This is a genomic window from Streptomyces sp. CBMA156, from assembly GCF_014596515.1.
In the GTDB taxonomy this organism is placed as follows: Bacteria; Actinomycetota; Actinomycetes; order Streptomycetales; family Streptomycetaceae; genus Kitasatospora.
On record NZ_MSJQ01000295.1, the window covers coordinates 1 to 22775 of the forward strand.

General features: G+C 73.1%; 17 protein-coding genes. 15 read left to right on the forward strand and 2 right to left on the reverse strand.

Features of this window, described 5'->3' with window-relative positions; all coding sequences use genetic code 11:
- Positions 1-156: 156 nt before the first annotated feature.
- Positions 157-1374 carry a trypsin-like serine peptidase gene (locus tag BU198_RS25885; RefSeq protein ID WP_188299286.1) on the reverse strand — a complete coding sequence of 406 codons (1218 nt, stop codon included), beginning with the start codon at positions 1372-1374 and terminating at the stop codon, positions 157-159.
- A 472-nt stretch (positions 1375-1846) separates the two neighbouring features.
- On the opposite strand from BU198_RS25885, the gene BU198_RS42555 reads away from it, so the two are divergent.
- Genes BU198_RS42555 through BU198_RS25905 form a run of 5 tightly spaced genes read left to right on the forward strand, consistent with a single transcriptional unit; the run spans position 1847 to position 9588 of the window.
- Positions 1847-3646, forward strand: a complete 1800-nt coding sequence (locus tag BU198_RS42555) for an IucA/IucC family protein (protein WP_411293234.1) — start codon at positions 1847-1849, stop codon at positions 3644-3646.
- Positions 3646-4233, forward strand: a complete 588-nt coding sequence (locus tag BU198_RS42560) for a GNAT family N-acetyltransferase (protein WP_411293235.1) — start codon at positions 3646-3648, stop codon at positions 4231-4233. The genes BU198_RS42555 and BU198_RS42560 overlap by 1 nt, the downstream gene beginning before the upstream one ends.
- A 38-nt stretch (positions 4234-4271) precedes the next feature.
- Complete coding sequence (locus tag BU198_RS25895; protein WP_188299287.1) at positions 4272-5666, forward strand: lysine N(6)-hydroxylase/L-ornithine N(5)-oxygenase family protein; 1395 nt, start codon at positions 4272-4274, stop codon at positions 5664-5666.
- On the forward strand, positions 5644-7467 hold the full coding sequence (locus BU198_RS25900; RefSeq protein WP_317620321.1) for an IucA/IucC family siderophore biosynthesis protein: 1824 nt from the start codon (positions 5644-5646) through the stop codon (positions 7465-7467). Before BU198_RS25895 ends, BU198_RS25900 begins: the two co-directional genes overlap by 23 nt.
- 12 nt (positions 7468-7479) lie before the next feature.
- Positions 7480-9588 carry an ATP-dependent DNA helicase gene (locus BU198_RS25905; RefSeq protein WP_188299288.1) on the forward strand — a complete coding sequence of 703 codons (2109 nt, stop codon included), beginning with the start codon at positions 7480-7482 and terminating at the stop codon, positions 9586-9588.
- Positions 9589-9729: 141 nt separating this feature from the next.
- Here BU198_RS25905 and lexA read toward each other — a convergent pair whose 3' ends face one another.
- Complete coding sequence (gene lexA / locus BU198_RS25910; RefSeq protein WP_401091932.1) at positions 9730-10611, reverse strand: transcriptional repressor LexA; 882 nt, start codon at positions 10609-10611, stop codon at positions 9730-9732.
- A 353-nt stretch (positions 10612-10964) separates the two neighbouring features.
- On the opposite strand from lexA, the gene nrdR reads away from it, so the two are divergent.
- The 10 genes from nrdR (at position 10965) to pheA (ending at position 22347) form a co-directional block, all read left to right on the forward strand.
- Positions 10965-11465 (forward strand): transcriptional regulator NrdR, encoded by a 501-nt coding sequence (gene nrdR, locus BU198_RS25915; protein WP_188299289.1) that lies wholly within the window; start codon positions 10965-10967, stop codon positions 11463-11465.
- Between the two features lie 207 nt (positions 11466-11672).
- Positions 11673-14564, forward strand: coding sequence for a vitamin B12-dependent ribonucleotide reductase (locus tag BU198_RS25920; protein ID WP_188299290.1), 2892 nt, complete (start codon positions 11673-11675; stop codon positions 14562-14564).
- A 203-nt stretch (positions 14565-14767) separates the two neighbouring features.
- Complete coding sequence (locus BU198_RS25925; protein WP_188299291.1) at positions 14768-15004, forward strand: RNA polymerase subunit sigma-70; 237 nt, start codon at positions 14768-14770, stop codon at positions 15002-15004.
- 3 nt (positions 15005-15007) lie between these two features.
- Complete coding sequence (locus BU198_RS25930; RefSeq protein WP_188299292.1) at positions 15008-15589, forward strand: Clp protease N-terminal domain-containing protein; 582 nt, start codon at positions 15008-15010, stop codon at positions 15587-15589.
- A gap of 346 nt (positions 15590-15935) precedes the next feature.
- Entirely contained in the window at positions 15936-16622 is a 687-nt protein-coding gene (locus tag BU198_RS25935) for a YcnI family protein (RefSeq protein ID WP_411293236.1), read from the forward strand.
- 75 nt (positions 16623-16697) lie between these two features.
- Entirely contained in the window at positions 16698-17366 is a 669-nt protein-coding gene (locus tag BU198_RS25940; RefSeq protein WP_188299293.1) for an SCO family protein, read from the forward strand.
- Entirely contained in the window at positions 17363-17887 is a 525-nt protein-coding gene (locus BU198_RS43935) for a copper chaperone PCu(A)C (RefSeq protein WP_188299294.1), read from the forward strand. The genes BU198_RS25940 and BU198_RS43935 overlap by 4 nt, the downstream gene beginning before the upstream one ends.
- Before the next feature lie 14 nt (positions 17888-17901).
- Positions 17902-19953, forward strand: coding sequence for a FixH family protein (locus BU198_RS25950; RefSeq protein ID WP_188299295.1), 2052 nt, complete (start codon positions 17902-17904; stop codon positions 19951-19953).
- A gap of 5 nt (positions 19954-19958) precedes the next feature.
- Positions 19959-21287 carry an iron uptake transporter deferrochelatase/peroxidase subunit gene (gene efeB, locus BU198_RS25955; protein WP_188299296.1) on the forward strand — a complete coding sequence of 443 codons (1329 nt, stop codon included), beginning with the start codon at positions 19959-19961 and terminating at the stop codon, positions 21285-21287.
- Between the two features lie 124 nt (positions 21288-21411).
- The gene (gene pheA, locus BU198_RS25960; protein WP_188299297.1) at positions 21412-22347 is read left to right on the forward strand and encodes a prephenate dehydratase; all 936 of its coding nucleotides are present in this window, start codon (positions 21412-21414) and stop codon (positions 22345-22347) included.
- Positions 22348-22775 lie beyond the last annotated feature (428 nt).

The window sequence follows — 22775 nt, forward strand, 5'->3', positions numbered from 1 at the left end:
GCCGGCCGCGCCCAGCGCGAGCGCGGCGAGCAGCGCGGCGCCGGCCGTGGTGGCCCGGCGCCGCCGGCTGGTGGTTCTCGGCATGCTGGATCGTCCCCCGTGCTGTGCTGGTGGTTCCGCGCCGCCCTTCCGGTGGCGGCGCCGTCGTGCGGGCGGCTACTGCTGCTTCTTGGAGATCCAGTCCAGTGCCGTCCTGGCGACCGCCTCCAGGTACGGGCCGCTCAGCGAGGTGTGCTCCTGGGTGCCGATCGAGGTGTTGCTGACCAGGGCGGTCCTGCCGTCCGGCATGGTGGCGAACCAGCCGCCGCCGCTGGCGCCCTGGGTCATGTCGCAGCCGATGGTCAGCATGGCCGGGCGCTTGGCGTCGAAGGAGAGCCGGGTGGGCTTGCCGCCGTCGCACCTGTACAGCTCCTGGCCGTCGAACGGCTTGACCAGGGGGTAGCCGGCGGCGGAGACCCTGAGCCGGTCGCGCGGTGCGTCGAACCAGACCGGGACGGCCGAACCGACCGTCTCCTCCAGGGACTTGCCGGTGTCGCCCTGGTTGTGCACGCGCATGACCGCGAAGTCGTACTGGTTGGCGGCGTCGCCGCTGCCGCCGCCCTCGACCATCCACTGCGGCGAGGTGGTGACCTGCTCGGCCCACCAGGTGCCGAGCGGGGCCAGCTCGGACAGCGGGGCCCGCTTGCCGCCGCTGGAGGCGCCCGAGTTGTTGTACGCGGGCACGAAGACCAGGTCCTTGTAGAAGTTCCCGCCCTTGCCCGCGTGCACGCAGTGGCCCGCCGTCCAGACCAGGTTGCTCTTCCCCGGGTGCTGCGGGTCGGTGATCACCGTCGCCGAGCAGTTGCCGCGGCCGCCCTGGGCGGTGAAGAACACCTTGCCGGAGGGCTGCTTGGTGTACGGGCGGGGCATCGCCACGGCCTTGACCAGCGGGGGCTCGGGGTCGGTGACGCCGTCGTCGGCGGCGGGCCCGGAGGCGGTCGGCTTCGGGGTGGCGGGCGAGGGCTTGGCGGCGGGCGGGGCCGGGTCGGCGGGCTTGGAGTCGCCCATCTTGTCCGGGTCCCAGAAGTCCTTCACCACCGGGTTGTTGAAGACGTGCTTGGACGCCCAGGTGTCCCAGTCCTCGACCTTCCACTTCTTCAGGTCGTCCCAGGACCTGGGCAGCCCCTCCAGCAGGCTGGTCGGCAGCCCGGACGGGAGGGTGATCCCGCCGATCGCGCCGCCCTGGCCCGCGGCCGGGCTCGCCGCCACGGAGGAGGGCGGCGGCTCGGCGCTGCTCCCGCCGCCGGCGGGGCCGTCAGGACCGCAGGCGGTCACGGCGAACAGGGTGCCCGCGGCCAGGGCGGCGGCCAGGGCTGACCGGTGGATCGTTGGCATCTGTGAGCTTCCCCCTGTGCTCGTGCGGTCGGTACTCGTTCGGGCGGTACTCGTGCGGTCGGTGCTCGTCCGGGCGGGGCCGTCCGGTGCCCGGCCGGTCGCCACCGGGCCGCCGGCCGGTGCCGCGTCCGGTGCTGCCGGAGCGCGGTGGTGCGTGTCCGGCCGGTTCGCGGTACGGCGGTCCGCCGCCCTGGAGTCTTCCATCGCAGACGAGGACGGCGGTGCCCGCCCCCCGGGTTGCGGTGCGTGCCGGAGGTCACCGATCCGTGATCCGGACCCGCCCCCTCCACCGGCACAGCAGGGCATCCGGCCCCGGCGGTGGACAATCCCCGATTCTCACCCGGACGAGTGAGCGGTCCTTGTGATCACCCGTCATGGATAGGTAACCCTTACCTGACGCGACGGTGCGGGTGCCCGCAGATCCCCTCCACCACAGTGCGCGTCGGCACCCCACGCGCCCCAAGGAGCAGCCTTGAGCACCGCCCTCACCGGAGCCCCGCCCGAACTGCAGCTGTCCGCGGAGCGGCCCGCGGCCGAGTCCGACCTGCTGCTGCACCCCGACCCGGCCGTCGCCGCCGAACAGGCCGGTCTGGAAGCCCTGTTGCGCTGCTGGACACGGGAGACCGGGGCCCGGCCCGGCCCGGACGAGCAGCTACGGATCGCCGTCCTCGGCGGCGCCGCCCGGCTCACCGCCCCGGTCCGCTACTGGTCGCCCGGCGGCTGGCACCGCTTCGGCCCCGCCACCCTCTCGGCCGGAGAGGGGACCGCGGAGGCCCCGGTGGACGCCGTCACCACCGCCGCCCTGCTCGCCGCCGCGGCCGCCGAGCGGCCCGACCCCGGACAGGTCGCCGACCTGGCCGGCCGGGTCGCCGACTCGGTCGTGCGCACCGCCGAGATCCTCGCCCACCGCCGCACCGCCGCCGTGCCCGGCGGACCGGAACGCTCGCACTTCCTCGCCACCGAGCAGTCCCTGCTGCTCGGCCACCCGCTGCACCCCACGCCGAAGAGCCGCGACGGCCTCTCCCCGGCCCAGAGCGCCGCCTACTCGCCCGAACTGCACGGCTCCTTCCAGCTGCACTGGTACGCGGTGGACCGCGCGCTGCTCGCGGCCGGCTCCGCCGTCGCCGAGAGCGCCGAGCAGCTCACCGCCGGGCTGCTCGACGGCACGGTGGCACTGCCGCCCGGCACCGCCGCCGTCCCGCTGCACCCCTGGCAGGCACGCGAACTCGCCCACCGCCCGGCCGTCGCCGCGCTGCTCGCCGAAGGGCTGCTGCACGACCTCGGCCCGGCCGGCGAGCCCTGGTACCCCACCTCCTCGGTGCGCACCGTCTACCGGCCCGGCACCCCGTGGATGCTGAAGCTCTCGCTCGGCCTGCGGATCACCAACTCCCGCCGGGAGAACCTGCGCAAGGAGCTCCACCGCGGCCTGGAGATGCACCGGCTGCTGGAGAGCGGACTCGCCGCCGAGTGGCGGGCCGCCCACCCCGGCTTCGACATCGTCCGCGACCCGGCCTGGATCGGCGTCGACCACCCCGACCTCGGCGACCCCGGCGGTCTGGACACCGTGCTGCGCGCCCAGCCCTTCGCGCCCACCGAGCGCGCGCTGTGCGTCGCCGGACTGGTCGCCGAACAGCCGCTGGGCACCGGCGACACCGTGCCCTCCCGGCTCGGCGACATCCTGCGGGCGCTGGCCGCCCGCTGCGCCCGCCCGCTGCCCACCGTCGCCGCCGAATGGTTCCTGCGCTACCTGGACGCGGTCGTGCTGCCCATCCTCTGGCTGGACGGCCGGGGCGGCATCGCCCTGGAGGCGCACCAGCAGAACAGCCTCGTGCTGCTGGACGCCGAGGGCTGGCCGTGCGGCGGCCGCTACCGCGACAACCAGGGCTACTACTACCGGGAGAGCGCCGCCGAGCGGCTCACCGCCCGGGTGCCCGGACTCGGCGCGGACAGCGACACCTTCCTGCCGGACGAGGTGATCGACCACCACTTCGCCTACTACCTCGGCATCAACCACGTGCTCGGCCTGATCGGCGCCCTCGGCTCCCAGCGGCTCGCCGACGAGACGGTGCTGCTGGCCGCGCTGCGCCGGTTCCTGACCGGCCCGCGGGCCACCGCGGCCGGCTCGGCGCTGTCCGCGCTGCTGCTGGACTCGCCCACGCTGCCCTGCAAGGCCAACCTGCTGACCCGGATCAACGGCATGGACGAGCTGGTCGGCCCGGTCGCCAGCCAGTCGGTGTACGTGGACGTCCCCAACCCGGTGGCGGGCCTCTGATGCCGTGCGAACCGCCCGGATGGGGAGCGGTCCCCACCCCGGCCGGCGAGTTCCGGCTCAGCCCGGTCCGGCTGCCCGCCGACCTGGCGCTGATCGCGGGGTGGATGAACGATCCCGAGGTCGACGCCTTCTGGGAGCTGGCCGGGCCGCCGGAGACCACCGAGCGGCACGTCCGGGCCCAACTGGACGGGGACGGCCGCAGCACCCCGTGCCTGGGGCTGCTCGACGGCCGGCCGATGAGCTACTGGGAGGTCTACCGCGCCGACCTCGACCCGCTCGCCGCCCACTACCCGGCCAGGCCGTACGACACCGGTCTGCACCTGCTGCTCGGCCCGTCCGTCAGCCGCGGCCGCGGCCTGGGCGCCGTGCTCCTGGCCGCGCTCGCAGAATTGATTCTCCGCCGGAATCCCCGCTGCCAACGGGTGGTCGCCGAGCCGGACGTGCGCAACCGGCGGTCCGTCCGGGCCTTCGAACGGGCCGGATTCCGGGCCGCCGCCGAACTCGACCTGCCCGACAAGCGCGCCGCCCTGATGGTCCGCGACCGGGCCGACGGGCCGGCCGCGCGTCCGGGACCGGGCTCCCGCTGAGCCTCCGGACCGGCCCAACTCCCCGCCTAGGACACCCTGTGGACACCTCGACACCCCCTCCGTACGACCTGCTCGGCGTCGGCATCGGACCGTTCAACCTCTCGCTCGCCGCGCTCGCCGAGCCCGTCCCCGGCCTGCGCGCGCTCTTCTGCGACCAGCGCCCTGAGTTCCGCTGGCACCCCGGGATGCTGGTGGACGGAGCCCGGATGCAGGTGCCGTTCCTCGCCGACCTGGTCTCCCTGGTCGACCCGACCAGCCCGTGGTCCTTCCTCAACTACCTGCGCTCGCAGGACCGGCTGTTCCCGTTCTACTTCGCCGAGCGCTTCCAGCTGCCGCGCCGCGAGTACGACCACTACTGCCGCTGGGCCGCCGAACGGCTGGCCGACTGCCGTTTCGGCACCGAGGTCACCGCCCTGCACTGGGAGGCGCCCTGGTACCGCGCCGAGCTGACCGACACCGCGACCGGGCAGCGGTCCTCCGTACGGGCCCGCAACCTGGCCCTCGGCGTCGGCACCCGGCCGGTGCTGCCCGACGCCTTCGCCGCGCTGGCCGGCCACCCGCGGGCCTTCCACTCCTCCGAGTACCTGGACCGCCGCGCCGACCTGGCCGGCGCCCGGGACATCACCGTGGTCGGCAGCGGACAGTCCGGCGCCGAGGTCTTCCTCGACCTGCTCCGGCACCACGAGGGCGACGGCGTCCGGCTGCGCTGGCTCACCCGGACCAGGGCGCTCGCCCCCATGGAGTACTCCAAGCTCGGCCTGGAGCACTTCACCCCCGACTACACCCGCTACTTCCATGCCCTGCCCGCCCCCGTCAGGGACGCCCTGGTCACCGCCCAGTGGCAGCTGCACAAGGCCGCCAGCGCCGAGACCCTCGCCGAGATCCACGACCACCTCTACGAGCGCACCATCGGCCGCCCGATCGACACCGTCCCGGTCGAGATCACCCCGGGCACCGCCGTCGCCGCCGCCCTCCCCGGCCCCTGCGGAGGCCTCGAACTGCACTGCCGGCACACCGACTCCGGCGCCGAACACCTGCTGCGCACCGACGCCGTGGTGCTCGCCACCGGCTACCGGGCGGCCCGCCCGGCCGCGCTCGAACCGATCGCCGACCTGATCGACTGGGACGAGGCCGGGCGCTACCGGGTCGACCTCGACCACCGGGTCGCCACCAGGCCCGAACTCACCGGCGGGCTGTACGTCCAGAACGCCGAACTGCACAGCCACGGCGTCGGCACGCCCGACCTCGGACTCGGCGCCCACCGGGCCGCCGTGATCCTCAACGCCGTCACCGGGCGCACCGTCCACCGGCTGCCCAGCCGCACCGCCTGGACCGGCTTCGCGCCGCCCGTCCCCGGCCCCGCGCCCTTCGACCGGACCCCCGTCGTCCCCCGCCCCCAGGAGTTGACCCGTGCCGCAACCGTCGGCCGCTGAACCGCCGCTCCACCTGCCCCCGCACCTCACCGCCGGGCACTGGCAGCGGGCCGGCCGCGCCCTGCTGGCCAAGATGCTGGGCGAGTTCGCCTACGAGGAACTGCTCAGGCCCGTCCCCGGGGACGGGCCCGGCGAGTACCTGCTGGAGCTGCCCGAGGCCGAGTACCGCTTCACCGCCCGGCGCGGCGCCTACGACAGCTGGCAGGTCGACCCGGAGTCCGTCCGCTGTTCCCGCCCGGACGGCCTGGACCCGCTGCGCTTCCTCCCGTACGCCCGGCAGACCCTCGGCATGCGCGGCGAGACCACCGGCCACCTGATCCGCGAACTCTCCGCCACCCTGACCGCCGACGCCCGCCAGCTCGCCACCGCGCTGACCGCCGCCGAACTCGCCGACCTCGACCACAGCGCGCTGGAGGGCCGGCAGACCGGCCACCCGTGGATCGTCCCCAACAAGGGCCGGATCGGCTTCTCCGCCACCGACGCCGCCCGCTGGACCCCGGAGGCCCGCAGCCCCCGCCCGCTGCCCTGGATCGCCGTGCACCGCCGGCTCGCCGAGTACCGCGGCGTGCCGGGGCTGGAGCGGCCCGAGCAGCTGTACGCCCGCGAGCTGGACGACGTGGACGCGCTGCGCGCCGCGCTCGGCCCGGACGCCGGGGACTACCTGCTGCTGCCCGTCCACCCCTGGCAGTGGGACGAGACGATCCTGCCGCTGTTCGCGCCCTGGATCGCCTCCGGCGAGATCGTCCCGCTGCCCTCGGACGGCGACCCACGGCTGCCCCAGCAGTCCATCCGCTCCTTCTTCAACACCGTCCACCCCGAGCGCTGCACCGTCAAGCTGCCGCTGTCCATCCTGAACACCCTGGTCTGGCGCGGCCTGCCGGTCGAGCGCACGCTGGCCGCGCCCACCGTCACCGCCTGGCTGCTCGCGCTGCGCGACGCCGACCCGTACCTGCGCGAGGAGTGCCGGGTGATCCTGCTCGGCGAGATCGCCTCCGTCACCGTCGACCACCCGCTCTACCGCGAGCTGCCCGAGGCGCCGTACCAGTACAAGGAGCTGCTCGGCGCGATCTGGCGGCAGCCGCTCGGCCCCTTCCTGGACGGCGGGGAACGGGCCCGCACCCTGGCCGCGCTGTTGCAGACCGGCTCCGACGGGCGGGCGCTCGCCGCCGAGCTGATCGCCCGCTCCGGGCTCACCCCCGCCGAGTGGACCGGCCGGCTGTTCGCCGCGCTGATGCCGCCGCTGCTGCACTTCCTGTACCGCTACGGACTGGTCTTCTCCCCGCACGGCGAGAACGCCATCGTGGTCTTCGACTCGACCGACGCGCCGGTGCGGCTCGCGGTCAAGGACTTCGTGGACGACGTCAACCTCAGCGCGCAGAGCCTGCCCGAGCTGCACGGCCTGCCCGCCGAGGTGGCCGAGGTGCTGCTGCGGGAGAGCCCGCAGGGGCTCTGCCAGTTCATCCACTCCGGGCTGTTCATCGGCGTCTTCCGCTACCTGGCCCCGCTGCTGGAGGCGCAGACCGGGCTGCCCGAGACCGAGTTCTGGGCCCTGCTGCGCGCCGAGGTGCTGCGCTACCAGGACCGTTTCCCCGAGCTGCGCGAGCGCTTCGAGCTGTTCGACCTGTTCCGGCCCCGGATCGACCGGCTCTGTCTCAACCGCAACCGGCTGCTCCTCGACGGCTACCAGGACCGCCCGCACCGCCCGCACGCCGCCCGGTACGGGACCGTACCGAACGCACTGGTCGCCGTGGACGTGCGACTGCCCGGGCGACGGGACCGGATTGTCGCCCCCGCCCCGTAGGCTGGGAGGGTCATGACGAACGACTCCGAATCCCAGCCCGCGGCGGACCTCGGCGACGAGTCCGAGGAAGCCGTCGCCGTCCCCCGCTCGCGGCTCCCCGAACTGCTGCACGCCGCGGTGGCGGCCGTCGGCGGCGTCGAGCGCCCCGGCCAGGTCCGCATGGCCGAGGCCGTCGCCGATGCCGTCGACCACGCCGAGCACCTGCTCGTCCAGGCCGGCACCGGCACCGGGAAGTCCCTGGCCTACCTGGTGCCCGCGCTCGCGCACGGGGACCGCGTGGTGGTCGCCACCGCCACCCTGGCACTGCAACGCCAGCTGGTGGAACGGGACTTGCCGCGCACCGTCGAGGCGCTGCACCCGGTGCTGCGCCGCCGCCCGCTGTACGCGATGCTCAAGGGCCGCTCCAACTACCTGTGCCTGCACCGGGCCAACGAAGGCACCCCGAGTGACGAGGGCGAGGGCCTGTTCGACCCGGTCGACGCGCTCGGCGGGCCCACCGGCAAGCTCGGGCAGGACGTGCTGCGGCTGCGCGACTGGGCCGACGAGACCGACACCGGGGACCGCGACGACCTCAGCCCCGGCGTCTCCGACAAGGCCTGGGCCCAGCTGTCGGTCACCTCCAAGGAGTGCCTGGGCGCCACCCGCTGCGCGTACGGGCAGGAGTGCTTCGCGGAGAAGGCGCGGGAGCGGGCCAAGCTGGCCGACGTCGTGGTCACCAACCACGCGATGCTCGCGATCGACGCGATCGAGGGCGCGCCGGTGCTGCCCGAGCACGGGCTGCTGATCGTGGACGAGGCGCACGAGCTGGTCAACCGGGTCACCGGGGCGGCCACCGCCGAGCTGACCGTCGGCGCGGTCAACCGGGCGGTGAAGCGGGCCGCGCGGCTGGCCAACGAGAAGGCGGTGGACGCGCTCCAGGCCGCCGCCGAGAACTTCCACGGCCTGATGGAGACGGCCCAGCCCGGCCGGGTCGAGGAGCTGCCCGAGTACCTGGGGTACGCGGTCACCTCGATCCGGGACGCCTCCCGCCAGGTGATCACCTCGCTGGGCGAGACCAGGGACAAGGGGCTCCGCGACGAGGACGCCGTCCGCAAGCAGGCGATGGCCTCGGCCGAGGCGCTGCACGAGACCGCCGACCGGCTGCTGGAGGGCTCCGAGTACGACGTGGTCTGGATCGAGCGCAGCGACCGCTACGGGCTGGGCACCGCCTCGCTGCGGGTCGCCCCGCTGAGCGTCTCCGGGCTGCTGCGCGAGGGGCTGTACAAGGAGCGCTCGGTCGTCCTCACCTCGGCCACGCTCAAGCTCGGCGGGGACTTCAACGGCGTCGCCGCCTCCGTCGGCTTGCCCTCCGAGACGCGGCTGCCGGACGTCCGCACCGCGGGGGACAACCCCGAGCCGGGTTTCGGGGAGGACGCCGTCCCGCGCTGGCGCGGGATCGACGTCGGCTCGCCGTTCAAGTACCCCAAGCAGGGCATCCTGTACGTCGCCAGGCACCTGGCCGACCCCGGACGCGACCCCGAACGTCCCGACATGCTGGACGAGTTGGCCGAGCTGATCGGTGCGGCCGGCGGGCGGACGCTGGGCCTGTTCTCCTCGATGCGCGGCGCCCAGACGGCAGCCGAGGCGATGCGCGAGCGGCTGGACCACCGCGTCCTGCTCCAGGGCGAGGACACCCTGGGCGAGTTGATCAGGGAGTTCGCCTCGGACGCGACCACCTGTCTGTTCGGCACGCTCTCGCTCTGGCAGGGCGTGGACGTGCCCGGCTCGGCCTGCCAGCTGGTCGTGATGGACCGGATCCCGTTCCCCCGGCCGGACGACCCGCTGATGAGCGCCCGCCAGAGGGACGTCGAACAGCGCGGCGGGAACGGCTTCATGGCCGTCGCGGCGACGCACGCGGCGCTGCTGATGGCGCAGGGCGCGGGCCGGCTGGTGCGCGCGGGCGACGACCGGGGCGTGGTCGCGGTGCTGGACCCGCGGGTGGAGACCAAGCGGTACGGGGGCTTCTTCCGGTCCTCGATGCCGGAGTTCTGGTACACCACGGACCGCAACCAGGTGCGCCGCTCGCTGGCGGCGATCGACGCCGCGGCGGCGCCGGTGCGGCCGGTGGTGAAGCGGGGCTGAGCGGCCCCGGGCCGTGGGTTGCGGCCCGGGAACGACGGAGGGGCTCCACCGCGGACCGCGGTGGAGCCCCTCCGTCGTCTGCCCGGTCGCCGGACCGCCGTGGACCGGCGGAAGGCGTCCGGGGGTGTTCGGGCCGCGTGGTCAGAGGCGGCGCAGGACCGCGACGACCTTGCCCAGGATGGTCGCGTTGTCGCCGTTGATCGGCTCGTACGCCGGGTTGTGCGGCATCAGCCAGATCCGGCCGTCCTCGCGCTTCAGCCGCTTCACGGTGGCCTCGCCGTCGATCATCGCGGCCACGATGTCGCCGTTCTCGGCGACCGGCTGGCGGCGCACGGTGACCCAGTCGCCGTCGCAGATGGCGGCCTCGATCATCGAGTCGCCGCGCACGGTGAGCGCGAACAGCTCGCCCTCGCCGACCAGCTGGCGGGGCAGCGGGAAGACGTCCTCGACCGTCTGCTCGGCCAGGATCGGCCCGCCGGCGGCGATCCGGCCGACCAGCGGCACGTAGGAGGTGGACGGGCGGCCGGCCGTCTCGGCGGTGTTCGGACGGGCCACCTCGACGCCGCGGACCTCGTAGGCGCGCGGCCGGTGCGGATCCCGGCGCAGGAAGCCCTTGCGCTCCAGGGCCATCAGCTGGTGGGCGACCGAGGAGGTGCTGGACAGGCCCACGGCCTGGCCGATCTCCCGCATGGACGGCGGGTACCCGCGCCGCTGGACGGAATCCCTGATGACCTCGATCACCCGGCGCTGGCGCTCGGTGAGACCGGCCTCGTCGGTGCGGATGCCGGGGGGGCGGCCGGGCATCGCGCGGGCCGGGGAGGGGTGGGTGTCGTCCATGGCGGGGGAGTGTTCGATCGGCTGGTCGGGAACGCGGGTCGCCCCGGAAAGGGCCGCGCCGGAGAGGCGGTGGTCTTCGCTACGGTCCATGCTGATGTCCACACCCTGCTGATTCGTGGTGCGCTGCCCCACCTTGAACTGGGAGTGTTCCTGCACCGGGATGGTGTTGCTTTCGATCGTGTTCACGGCGGCCCCTCTCGACGGCTGTCCTCTCCCTTTTCCAGCCCAACGCGCCGCCTATCGAAAGGTTGCGCCAAACACACGTTCGAGTGAATTATTCGGGAGTTGACTGACTCGATCAAGGCTTTGTTGTACATCGAGTAAATGTTCGAGTGAAACCCGACCCGGGCAGTCTAATCGGCGCCGCCGCGGCGCCGACACGCCAAGGCGCTCGCCTCCCCCGGAGTCCCAGATGTAGTGGCTACAGTCCTCTCCGTGCCCAGTACTAGTGGTCGCGCCGCATGATCAGCTTGCCGAGGCCGGGGGCGCATCGCATAGACTCAACCGGTCCGAACGTTCTGCCAGGGAGGGATCCCGAGGTGCACTGCCCCTTCTGCCGGCACTCCGACAGCCGTGTTGTCGACAGCCGGACCACCGAGGACGGCAGCTGCATCCGCCGTCGTCGGCAGTGCCCGGACTGCGGCCGCCGCTTCACCACGGTGGAGACGGCCGCGCTGATGGTCATCAAGCGCAGCGGCGTCACCGAGCCGTTCTCCCGGCAGAAGGTCATCACCGGCGTCCGCAAGGCCTGCCAGGGCCGCCCGGTCACCGAGGACGCGCTGGCCCAGCTGGGCCAGCGGGTCGAGGAGTGCGTGCGCGCCAGCGGCAGTGCCGAGCTGACCACCCACGACGTGGGGCTGGCCATACTCGGCCCGCTCAAGGAACTCGACGTGGTGGCCTACCTGCGCTTCGCCAGCGTGTACCAGGCGTACGACGGACTGGAAGACTTCGAGGCCGCCATCGCGGAACTCCGCGCCGAACGGCCCCGCACCACAGGGACGGACGACGCTCGCATCTCCGTCTCCGCCGCCGCGCCCTAGGAGGCTCCGGCACCCGGCCCGGGACGGGCCTCGTCGCACCACCACGGCCCCGTGGGGCCCACGCGTGCCCGAAAACTGGGCACAGAACACTACAAACCGTGCGTAAGCAGGCAAGGTCGCCGCCTGCCCGCACACCGGAAGAACGAACCAGCAGTGCCCGGATTTTTCGGGGCACTTCGGGCGTTTGCCCAGGAGGAGGAGCGAGAAGTGACAGACACCACGAGCGGTTCCGCACGCGGGTCGAAGTCCGAGAAGGCCGTGGCCAAGGGCGCCAAGGCCCCGAAGGGCGGTCTCCGGATGGAGCGCATCTACACCACTCCTGGCGTGCACCCGTACGACGAGGTCCGCTGGGAGCGGCGTGACGTCGTCATGACCAACTGGCGCGACGGCTCCATCAACTTCGAGCAGCGCGGCGTCGAGTTCCCCGACTTCTGGTCGGTCAACGCCGTCAACATCGTCACGTCCAAGTACTTCCGCGGCGCCGTCGGCACCCCGCAGCGCGAGTGGAGCCTGAAGCAGATCATCGACCGCGTGGTGCTCACCTACCGCGCGGCCGGCGAGAAGCACGGCTACTTCGCCTCCAAGGACGACGCCGAGATCTTCGAGCACGAGCTGACCCACGCCCTCCTCCACCAGGTGTTCAGCTTCAACTCGCCGGTCTGGTTCAACGTCGGCACCAAGCAGCCCCAGCAGGTCAGCGCCTGCTTCATCCTGTCCGTCGACGACTCCATGGAGTCGATCCTCGACTGGTACAAGGAAGAGGGCATGATCTTCAAGGGCGGCTCCGGCGCCGGCCTCAATCTCTCCCGGATCCGCTCCTCCAAGGAACTGCTCTCCTCCGGCGGCAACGCCTCGGGGCCGGTCTCCTTCATGCGCGGCGCCGACGCCTCGGCCGGCACCATCAAGTCCGGTGGCGCCACCCGCCGCGCGGCCAAGATGGTCGTGCTCGACGTGGACCACCCGGACGTCGAGGCCTTCATCGAGACCAAGGTGAAGGAGGAGGAGAAGATCCGCGCCCTGCGCGACGCGGGCTTCGACATGGACCTCGGCGGGGACGACATCACCTCCGTCCAGTACCAGAACGCCAACAACTCGGTCCGCGTGAACGACGAATTCATGACCGCCGTCGAGAACGGCACCGAATTCGGCCTGCGCGCCCGGATGACCGGCGAGGTCATCGAGACCGTCGACGCGAAGAAGCTGTTCCGCAAGATGGCCGAGGCCGCCTGGGCCTGCGCCGACCCGGGAATCCAGTACGACAGCACCATCAACCACTGGCACACCTGCCCGGAGTCCGGCCGCATCAACGCGTCCAACCCCTGCTCCGAGTACATGCACCTGGACAACTCCAGCTGCAACCTCGCCTCGCTGAACCTGATGAAGTTCCTGCGCGACGACGACTCCTTCGACGCGGCGTCCTTCGCCAAGGTCGTCGAGCTGGTCATCACCGCGATGGACATCTCCATCTGCTTCGCCGACTTCCCGACCGAGAAGATCGGCGAGACCACCCGCGCCTTCCGCCAGCTCGGCATCGGCTACGCCAACCTCGGCGCCCTGCTGATGGCCACCGGCCACGCCTACGACAGTGAGGGCGGCCGCGCCCTGGCCGGCGCCATCAGCTCGCTGATGACCGGCACCGCCTACCGCCGCGGCGCCGAACTCGCCGGTGTGGTCGGCCCGTACGACGGCTACGCCCGCAACGCGACCGCCCACCGGCAGGTCATGAAGCAGCACGCGGACGCCTCGCTGGACGCCGTCTCGGTGGACGACCTGGACGCCCCGGTCCGGCTGGCCGCCAACAAGGCCTGGCAGGACGTGCTGCGCCTCGGCACGCAGAACGGTTTCCGCAACGCCCAGGCCTCGGTGCTCGCCCCGACCGGCACCATCGGCCTGATGATGGACTGTGACACCACCGGCGTCGAGCCCGACCTCGCCCTGGTCAAGTTCAAGAAGCTCGTCGGCGGCGGCTCGATGCAGATCGTCAACGGCACCGTCCCGCGCGCCCTGAAGCGCCTCGGCTACCAGGACGAGCAGATCGAGGCGATCGTCGCCCACATCGCCGAGCACGGCAACGTGGTGGACGCCCCCGGCCTGAAGTCCGAGCACTACGAGGTGTTCGACTGCGCGATGGGCGAGCGCACCATCTCGCCGATGGGGCACGTGCGGATGATGGCGGCGATCCAGCCGTGGATCTCCGGCGCCATCTCCAAGACGGTGAACATGCCGTCCAGCGCGACCGTCGAGGACGTCGAGGAGATCTACTTCGAGGCGTGGAAGATGGGCGTCAAGGCGCTCGCCATCTACCGCGAGAACTCCAAGGTCGGCCAGCCGCTCTCGGCCAAGAAGAAGGACTCCGAGCCCAAGGCCGAGGAGGCCCCGGCCGCCGTGGTCGAGAAGGTCGTCGAGTACCGCCCGGTCCGCAAGCGCCTGCCCAAGGGCCGTCCCGGCATCACCACCTCGTTCACGGTCGGTGGCGCCGAGGGCTACATGACGGCCAACTCCTACCCGGACGACGGCCTGGGCGAGGTCTTCCTGAAGATGTCCAAGCAGGGCTCGACCCTCGCGGGCATGATGGACGCCTTCTCCATCGCGGTGTCCGTCGGCCTCCAGTACGGCGTGCCGCTGGAGACCTACGTCGCGAAGTTCACCAACATGCGCTTCGAGCCGGCCGGTCTGACCGACGACCCGGACGTGCGGATGGCGCAGTCGATCGTCGACTACATCTTCCGCCGCCTGGCGCTGGACTTCCTGCCGTTCGAGACCCGCTCGGCGCTCGGCATCCACTCCGTCGAGGAGCGTCAGCGCCACCTGGAGACGGGCTCGTACGAGCCGCTGGAGGCCGAGGAGCTCGACACCGAGTCGCTCGCCCAGTCCGCGCCGGTCACCGCTGCCCCGGTCACGGCCGCGCCGGTCCAGGCCCGGGCCGTCGAGGCGCCCAAGCCCGCCGCGAAGCAGGCCCACAACTCCACGGAGTTGATGGAGATCCAGCTCGGCCTCAACGCCGACGCCCCGCTCTGCTTCTCCTGCGGCACCAAGATGCGCCGCGCCGGCAGCTGCTACCTCTGCGAGGGCTGCGGCTCCACCAGCGGCTGCAGCTGACCGCGTTCGACCCCGGCGGTCACCTCCTGAGGTGACCTCCTGAAGCGGGGCGAGGACCTTCACGGTCCTCGCCCCGCTTCTTCGCGTTCCCGGGGCCGCCGATGTCACGTGCGGCGCCGGAGCGACGGTTCGGCGGCCGCTGGGACCAGCCCGCATGTCAACCAGGGTTGACACTCGCGCGAGTGTCAACCAAAGTTGACATCATGAGCGAGAGCGGAGAACTCGCGGCTGCGGCGAGCAGTCGTGACCCCGCCGTGGGGCTCCGGGCGGTCCGCGCGCTGCGCGATCTGGCGGACCGCCTGGAGGGCCTTCAGGTGGGCAGCGCCCGGCGGCAGGGATGGTCCTGGCAGGACATCGCGGTATGCCTCGGGGTGACCAGGCAGGCGGTCCACAAGAAGTACGCCCGACGCGGGTCCGGCAAGGACGAGGACGGAGGCTGAGCGATGTTCGAGCGTTTCACCGACGCGGCGCGGCAGGTCGTGGTCACGGCCCGGCAGGAGGCCAGGGAGCTGCGGCACGAGCGGATCGGGACGGAGCACCTCCTGCTCGCGATCCTCGGTCTGCCGCAGGAGCCGGCCGCCGCCGTGCTGATCGGCGCCGGGCTGGATCGGGAGGCGGCGCTCCGGGTGGTGCGGAGCCGGCTGGGGGACGGGGACCGGGCGCAGGCGCTGGCCTCGATCGGGGTTGACCTGGAGGCGGTGCGCGAGGCGGTCGAGTCGGTCTTCGGCGAGGGCGCGCTGGATGCCCCGCCCGAGGAGCCGAAGCGCCGGGGCTGGTTCCGGTCCGGCGGCGCCAAGAGCGGGGCCGTCCCGTTCACGGCGGGGGCGAGGAAGGCGCTGGAGCTGTCGCTGCGCGAGTCGCTGCGGCTGAAGTCGGGGGAGATCGCGGTGGGCCACCTGCTGCTCGGGGTGCTGCGGGAGGGGGAGGAGCTCGGGGCGCGGATGGTGGTCGAGCACGGGCTGGACCCGGAGGCCGTGCGACGGGCGGTCGGGGCGGAGCTGGGCCGTCGGGCGCCCGGGACGTGAACCGTCGCACTCGGGTGGGCCCCGACGGCGTCGCCACGTGGTGTGTGTGGTGTGAAAGAAGGGGACTGGCCGTCAACTGGCCGCTTGAGGGCTATGTCTGAATCGATATGATCGGCAGAAAGCGTGAACCGATCAGCCGCCCGGAGACGTTTGACGACGTCGCCCGGGCGGTCTGGTATGCGCCCGAACCGCGGTCGGCGGCCGTAACCGTCGCCGGCCCGCTGCCCGCGCCGCCGCCCGCCGACGTTGCCGAGGACCGCCCCGATGAGAGAAGCCACCAGCCCCGCCGGTCGGCCGCGCCGAAGGCCCGCGCCGCGCCGCCGTCGCCCTGACCGCCGCCGCCTCCGTGGTGGCGCTGGCCGGCCCGGCCTTCGCGCACGTCACCGTGAACCCGGGCGCGGCCGCCCAGGGCGGCTACACGGCCGTCGACTTCCGGGTGCCGAACGAGAACGACACGGCGAGCACGGTGAAGCTGGAGGTCAACCTCCCGCTGGACCACCCGCTGGCCTCGGTCCGGACCCTGCCGCTGCCGGGCTGGACCGCCGCGGTCGAGAAGGCCAAGCTCGACAAGCCGATCAAGGTGCACGGCAACGACGTCACCGAGGCCGTCTCCAAGATCACCTGGACCGCCGACGCCGGCACCAAGATCGCCCCCGGCCAGTTCCAGGAGTTCCGGGTCTCGCTCGGCCCGCTGCCGACCGACTCCGACAGCCTGGTCTTCAAGACCCTCCAGACCTACGACAACGGCGACGTCGTCCGCTGGATCGACGAGAGCAAGGACGGCCAGCCCGAGCCGGCCAAGCCCGCCCCCGTCCTGAAGCTCACCAAGGCCGCCGAGGGCGACGGCCACGGCGTGACCGCCTCCCCGGCCGCGAGCGGGGGCAGCTCCGACCACGCCGCCGCCTCCGGCGACGCCAAGTCCAGCGACTCCACCGCCCGCACCCTCGGCGTGGTCGGCATCGTGGTCGGTGTGATCGGCACCGCCGTCGGCGTGCTCGGCCTGCGCCGCAGGAGCGGCGGCTCCGCCTCCTGACCCCCCGCGCCGGCGGTCCGCACCCCACCCCGGGCCCGGACCGCCGGCCGTTCACCGCGCACGATCGGAACTCCCATGCCCCGCACCACCCGCACCACCCGTCTGGCCGGCGCGGCCGCGCTCGCGCTGGCCGCCGCCCTGACCCTCTCCGCCTGCGGCTCCTCCGGCGGCGACGGCACCGCCGCCAAGGTCACCCGGCAGAAGGAGGACACCCCGTACCAGGGCACCAAGCTCGCCAGGAACTTCGAGAAGCCGGACCTCCAGCTGACCGACACCTCCGGTCAGCCCTTCGACCTGCGGCAGCAGACCAACGGCAAGGCCACCCTGCTGTTCTTCGGCTACACCAGCTGCCCGGACGTCTGCCCGACCACCATGGGCGACATCGGCGTCGCGATGAAGGCGCTCCCCGAGGAGGACCGGAAGAAGATCAACGTCGTCTTCGTCTCCACCGACCCCCAGCGCGACACCCCCCAGGTGCTGCGCACCTGGCTGGACTCGATGGGCAGCGACTTCATAGGCCTCACCGGGGACCTGGCGAAGGTGAAGACCGCCGCCAAGTCGCTCGGCATCATGATCGAGGACCCGGTGGTCAACCCGGACGGCACGGTCACCTCCACCCACGGCGCCCAGGTGCTGGCCTTCCTCCCCTCGGACGACAAGGCGCACGTGCTCTACATGAGCGGCACCGAGGAGAAGACGTACGAGCACGACCTGCCGCTGATCGCCAAGGGGGTCGCGGCGTGACCGCGGTGACCACCGGAACCCGCCGCTTCCGCCGCACCGCCCTGCTCGGCGCCGTCGTCGCGACGGCCCTGGGCGGCGGCGCCATCCTGGCCGCCTGCGGCACGGACGGCGGCACCGGCGGCGGCACCGGCCAGGACGGTGCCGCCGGCGGCCCGGCCAGGCTCAGCGTCGCCGACTCCTACATCCCGCTGCCCCCGGCCGGCGGCATGGCGGCCGGCTACCTGACCGTCAACAACGACGGCGCCCAGGACCAGCTGCTCAAGGTGACCAGCCCGGCCGCCGGGTCGGTCACCATGCACCGCTCGACCGCGTCGACCATGGAACAGGTCGACAGCCTGGACGTCCCCGCGCACGGCGCCCTGCAACTCGCCAGGGGCGGCAACCACCTCATGATCATGGGATGGCAGAAGGCCCCCGCCCTCGGTGACGAGCTGGAGCTCGACCTCACCTTCGCCAAGTCCGGCACCATCTCCGTCAGGGTGCCGGTCAAGGAGCTCACCTACCGCCCCGGCCAGAGTTAGGGGACCGCCAAACCATGGGGACCGCCACCACGCAGCCGGCCGGCCCGGAGAAGGCCGCCCACCGCCGGATCGCCGGGGTGCTCGGAGTGCTCGGCGCGCTGCTCGCGCTGATGCTCGCGGGCGCCGGACCGGCCTCCGCGCACGCCACCCTGGATTCCACCGACCCGCGGCAGAACTCGGTGGTCGCCACCGCCCCGCAGGCCGTGACTCTGACCTTCAGCGAGTCCGTCTCGCTCTCCGGCGACTCCGTCCGGGTGCTCGACCCGGCCGGCCAGGCCGTGGACACCGGCAACCCGGCGCACGCCGACGGCAAGGGCAACACCGCCAGGGTCGGGCTCAAGGGCGGGCTCGGCAACGGCACCTACACGGTGGCGTGGCGGGCCGTCTCGGACGACTCGCACCCGATCGGCGGGGCGTTCACCTTCTCCATCGGCGCGCCCTCGGACACCTCGGTGTCGGCCACCGCGTTGCAGGGCGCCGAGGCCGACGGCCTGGTCGCCGCCCTGTACGGCACCGGACGCACCGTCGCGTACGCGGCCTTCGCACTGCTGGTCGGCGCCGCCGCCTTCGTGCTGCTCTGCTGGCCGGCCGGCACCGCCCGGCGCCCGGCGCAGCGGCTGCTGATGACCGGCTGGACGGCGCTGCTGGTCTCCACCGTCGCGGTGCTGATGCTGCGCGGCCCGTACGAGCGCGGCTCGGGGGTCGGACAGGCCTTCGACCTGTCGCTGGTGCGCGCCACGCTGGACGAGCGGATCGGCACCGCGCTGGCCGCCCGGCTGCTGCTGCTCGCGGCGAGCGGGGTGTTCCTGTCGCTGCTGGTCGGGCAGCTGGGGCAGCCGCCGCGGCCGGTCGGACCGAAGCCGGAGGACCAGGGATCCGGGGCTTCCGGAGTTTCCGGGGCTTCCGGGGAGGACCCCGAGGAGGCCGAGCTGCGCGAGCTGGAGCGGCGGGCCGCCGAACGGCCGCAGCGCGAGGTCCGGCTCGGCCTCGGCGTGGCCGGGCTGGTGCTGGCGGTCGCCCTCTCGGCGACCTGGGTCGGCGCCGACCACGCCTCGGTGGGCATCCAGGTCTGGCTGGCGCTGCCGCTCGGCATCCTGCACCTGATCGCGATGGCGCTCTGGCTGGGCGGGCTGGCCGCGCTGCTGGTCGCACTGCGCGAGGGCGTCGGCGCCGGAGTGGTGGACCGCTTCTCGAAGATCGCCTTCGGCTCGGTGGCCGTGCTGGCCGTGACCGGGATCTACCAGTCCTGGCGGGGGCTGGGCAGCTGGGGCGCGCTGACCGGCACCGAGTACGGGCGGCTGCTGCTGGTGAAGAGCGGCTGCGTGGTCGTGATGCTCGGCGTCGCCTGGATCTCCCGCTCCTGGCTGGCCCGGCTGCGCTCGGCCCCGGCCGAGGCGGCGGAGGTCGAACAGGCCGAACTGCCGGAGCCGGTCGCCGTGGCGGCGCACAGCGAGGACCCGCTCCGGCAGGCGCAGCTGGAACGCCAGCGGGCCGCCCTGCGCAGCGCCGGACGGGACCGCGGGCTGACCCCGACCCGGGCCGGGCTGCGCCGCTCGGTGCTGGTCGAGGCGCTGGTCGCGGTGGCCGTGCTGGTGGTCACCACGATGCTCACCAACTCGCCGCCCGGACGGGTCGCGGGCGAGGTCAAGGGCGAGAGCACCGCCGGGGCCGTCGCACCGGCAGCCGGCGGGGCCGCGGCGGCGCCGCAGACCGAGCCCGGCCGCACCGTCGACCTCAAGCTCCCGTACGACACCAAGGGCCGGACGCCGAACGCCAAGGGCACCGCGACCGTCACCCTCAACCCGGCCAGGACCGGCCCGAACGAGGTGAAGCTCGCGCTGGACGGCGCGGACGGGCAGCCGGTGGACGTTCCCGAGGTGCAGCTCGCCTTCACCCTGCCGGACCGCGACCTCGGCCCGCTGCCGGTCGCGCTCACCCCGGAGGGCACCGGCCGCTGGAGCGGCACCGCGCAGCTGCCGCTGGCGGGCACCTGGGTGGTGTCGGTGCAGATCCGCTCCTCCGACATCGACCAGACCACCCCGACCCAGCAGTTCAAGATCGGGTGAGCGGGGTGGCCGACGTTTCGACACCGCACGAGTCCACGCAGCACGAGTCCACACAGCACGAGTCGACGGGGCACGTCTCGACGGGGCACCCGGGCTTCACCCGGCGGGCGCTGCTCGGCACCGCCGGGGCCGGGCTGCTGGCCGGCGCCGGCGCGGGTGTCGCCGGGGCGGTCGTCCTGGACGGCCGGCCCGGTACGGCGGCACCCGCGGCCGGCCGACCGGGCGGGGCGCTGGGTGCGGCCCGGGTCCCGTTCCGCGGCGAGCACCAGGCCGGGATCACCGACCCGCCGCAGGCCAGGGTGCAGCTGGCCGCCTTCGACCTGACCGAGGGCGTCGGCCGGGACGGGCTGCGCACCCTGCTGCAGCGCTGGACGAGGGCGGCCGACCGGCTGACCGCCGGGGAGCCGGCCGAGGAGTTCGACAACCAGGTCGCGCTGGACGCCGGACCCTGCTCGCTCACCCTCACCCTCGGCTTCGGCGCCATCCTGTTCGACCGGGCCGGACTGGCCGACCGCCGGCCGCCCGGGCTCGAACCGCTGCCCGCCTTCCCCGGCGACGCGCTCGATCCGGCCCGCGGCGACGGCGACCTGTTCGTCCAGATCGGCGCGGACGACGCCCTGGTGGCGGTGCACGCGCTGCGGGTGCTCCAGCGGCTGGCGGCCGGCACGGCGGCGCTGCGCTGGCAGTCGGCGGGCTTCGCCCGCACCCCGGGGGCGGCCGCGCAGCCGGTGACCGGACGCAACCTGATGGGCCAGATCGACGGCACCAACAACCCCAGGCCGGACGAGGAGGGCTTCGCCGCCAAGGTGTTCTGCACCGCCGACGGCGACCGGCCGGCCTGGTTGGCCGGCGGCTCGTACCTGGTGTTCCGGCGGATCCGGATGCTGCTGGACAACTGGGAGGCCCTGCCGGTGGACCGGCAGGAACGGGTGATCGGGCGGCGCAAGTCGGACGGCGCCCCGCTCGGTGCGCCAGCCGGGGCCGGCGAGCGCACCCCCGTCGACCTCACCGCCCAGGGCCAGGACGGCACCCTGGCGATCCCCTCCGACGCGCACGTCCGGGTCGCCGCCCCGGCGGCCAACGGCGGGGCGGCGATGCTGCGGCGGGGCTTCTCGTACCACGACGGGCTGCTGCCGGACGGCTCACCGGACGCCGGACTGCTCTTCCTGGCCTTCCAGGCCGACCCGCGCCGGGGCTTCACGCCGGTGCAGCGCAAGCTCTCCAGGGGCGACGGCCTCTCCCGCTTCCTGCGGCACGAGGCGAGCGGCCTGTACGTGCTGCCGCCGGGCGCACCGGCCGGAGGCTACCTCGGGCAGCAGCTGCTGGAGGGGTAGTTCCCCGAGGCCGGGCGCCGCGGGCCCCGGTCCGTGAGACACGTTCCTGCCCGAGCCGGGGAATCGTTAGGGTGACTGCTTCGGCAACCCTGCCCGCGCACCACCGAGATCTCCCGGAGGCGTCATGTCGGCCACCCGCTACACCTACCTCGGACCGGCCGGCACGTTCACCGAGGCGGCGCTGCACACCCTGCCCGAGGCGGCCACCCGGGAGCTGGTGCCGCTGTCCTCGGTTGCCCTGGCGCTGGAGGCGGTCCGCGGCGGGGAGGCAGCCGGGGCGTTCGTCCCGATCGAGAACTCGGTGGAGGGCGCGGTCACCGCGACCAACGACGAACTGGCCGCCGGCACACCGCTGATGATCTACCGTGAGGTGCTGCTGCCGATCACCTTCGCGCTGCTGGTGCGGCCCGGCACCGAGCTGTCCGGGATCAAGACGGTGACCAGCCACCCGGTGGCCCAGCCCCAGGTGCGCCGCTGGCTGGCGGCCAACCTGCCGGAGGCGAGCTGGGAGTCGGCCGCCTCCAACGCCGACGGCGCCCGGCTGGTCGCCGAGGGCCGCTACGACGGCGCCTTCGCGGGCGAGTTCGCGGCACCGATCTACGGGCTGGATCCGCTGGTCAAGGAGATCGCGGACGCGAAGAGCGCGGCCACCAGATTCGTCCTGGTCGGCCGCCCCGGGCGGGTCTCCTCGCCGACCGGCGCGGACAAGACCTCGATGGTGGTCTGGCTGCCCGCGGACCACCCGGGCGCGCTGCTGGAACTGCTCCAGGAGTTCGCGGTGCGCGGGGTCAACCTGATGCGGATCGAGTCCAGGCCGACCGGCGAGGGCATGGGCAGCTACTGCTTCCTGATCGACTGCGAGGGCCACCTGTCCGAGCGCCGGGTCGGCGAGGCGATCATGGGGCTCAAGCGGATCTGCCCGCAGGTGCGGTACCTCGGCTCCTATCCGCGCGCCGACCGCCAGGAGTCCACCCACCGGCGTCCCGGCACCTCGGACGAGGATTTCGTCTCGGCGGCGGACTGGCTCTCCCGCGCGCTCGACGGCCGCGGGGACATCTGAGGCGCCGGGGCATCCGAGACCCTCGGGACATCCGAGCGACACCTCTTGTCTTTCCACTGTCTTTTCGACCGTTTCCGACCATTTTTGATCGGGTCGATCGGGCAGGGCGGGTGACCCGACCCGTCATCCACAGGAGGCCCCGACGCCGCGACCGCTGTCCACAGGCCCCGCCGCTGTCCACAGCCCGGAGTTATCCACAGGCCTGGGGACGAGTCGACAAACCGGTATAGCCATTGCCCAGACCTGGTCGGACCATCGGTTTGCGTCGCAGAGATGACCAATCGGACCAGAGTCACCCGGTTGCCAGCAAATCACCCGTCCGAGTGCTTCAATTCCCTCACTCGGGAAGGTTCATTGAGGTTTGAAACCTCAATTCCCTGATTCGTTCACGCGGAAGGCAATCCTCCCCTTTGATCCACAGGCCCGGG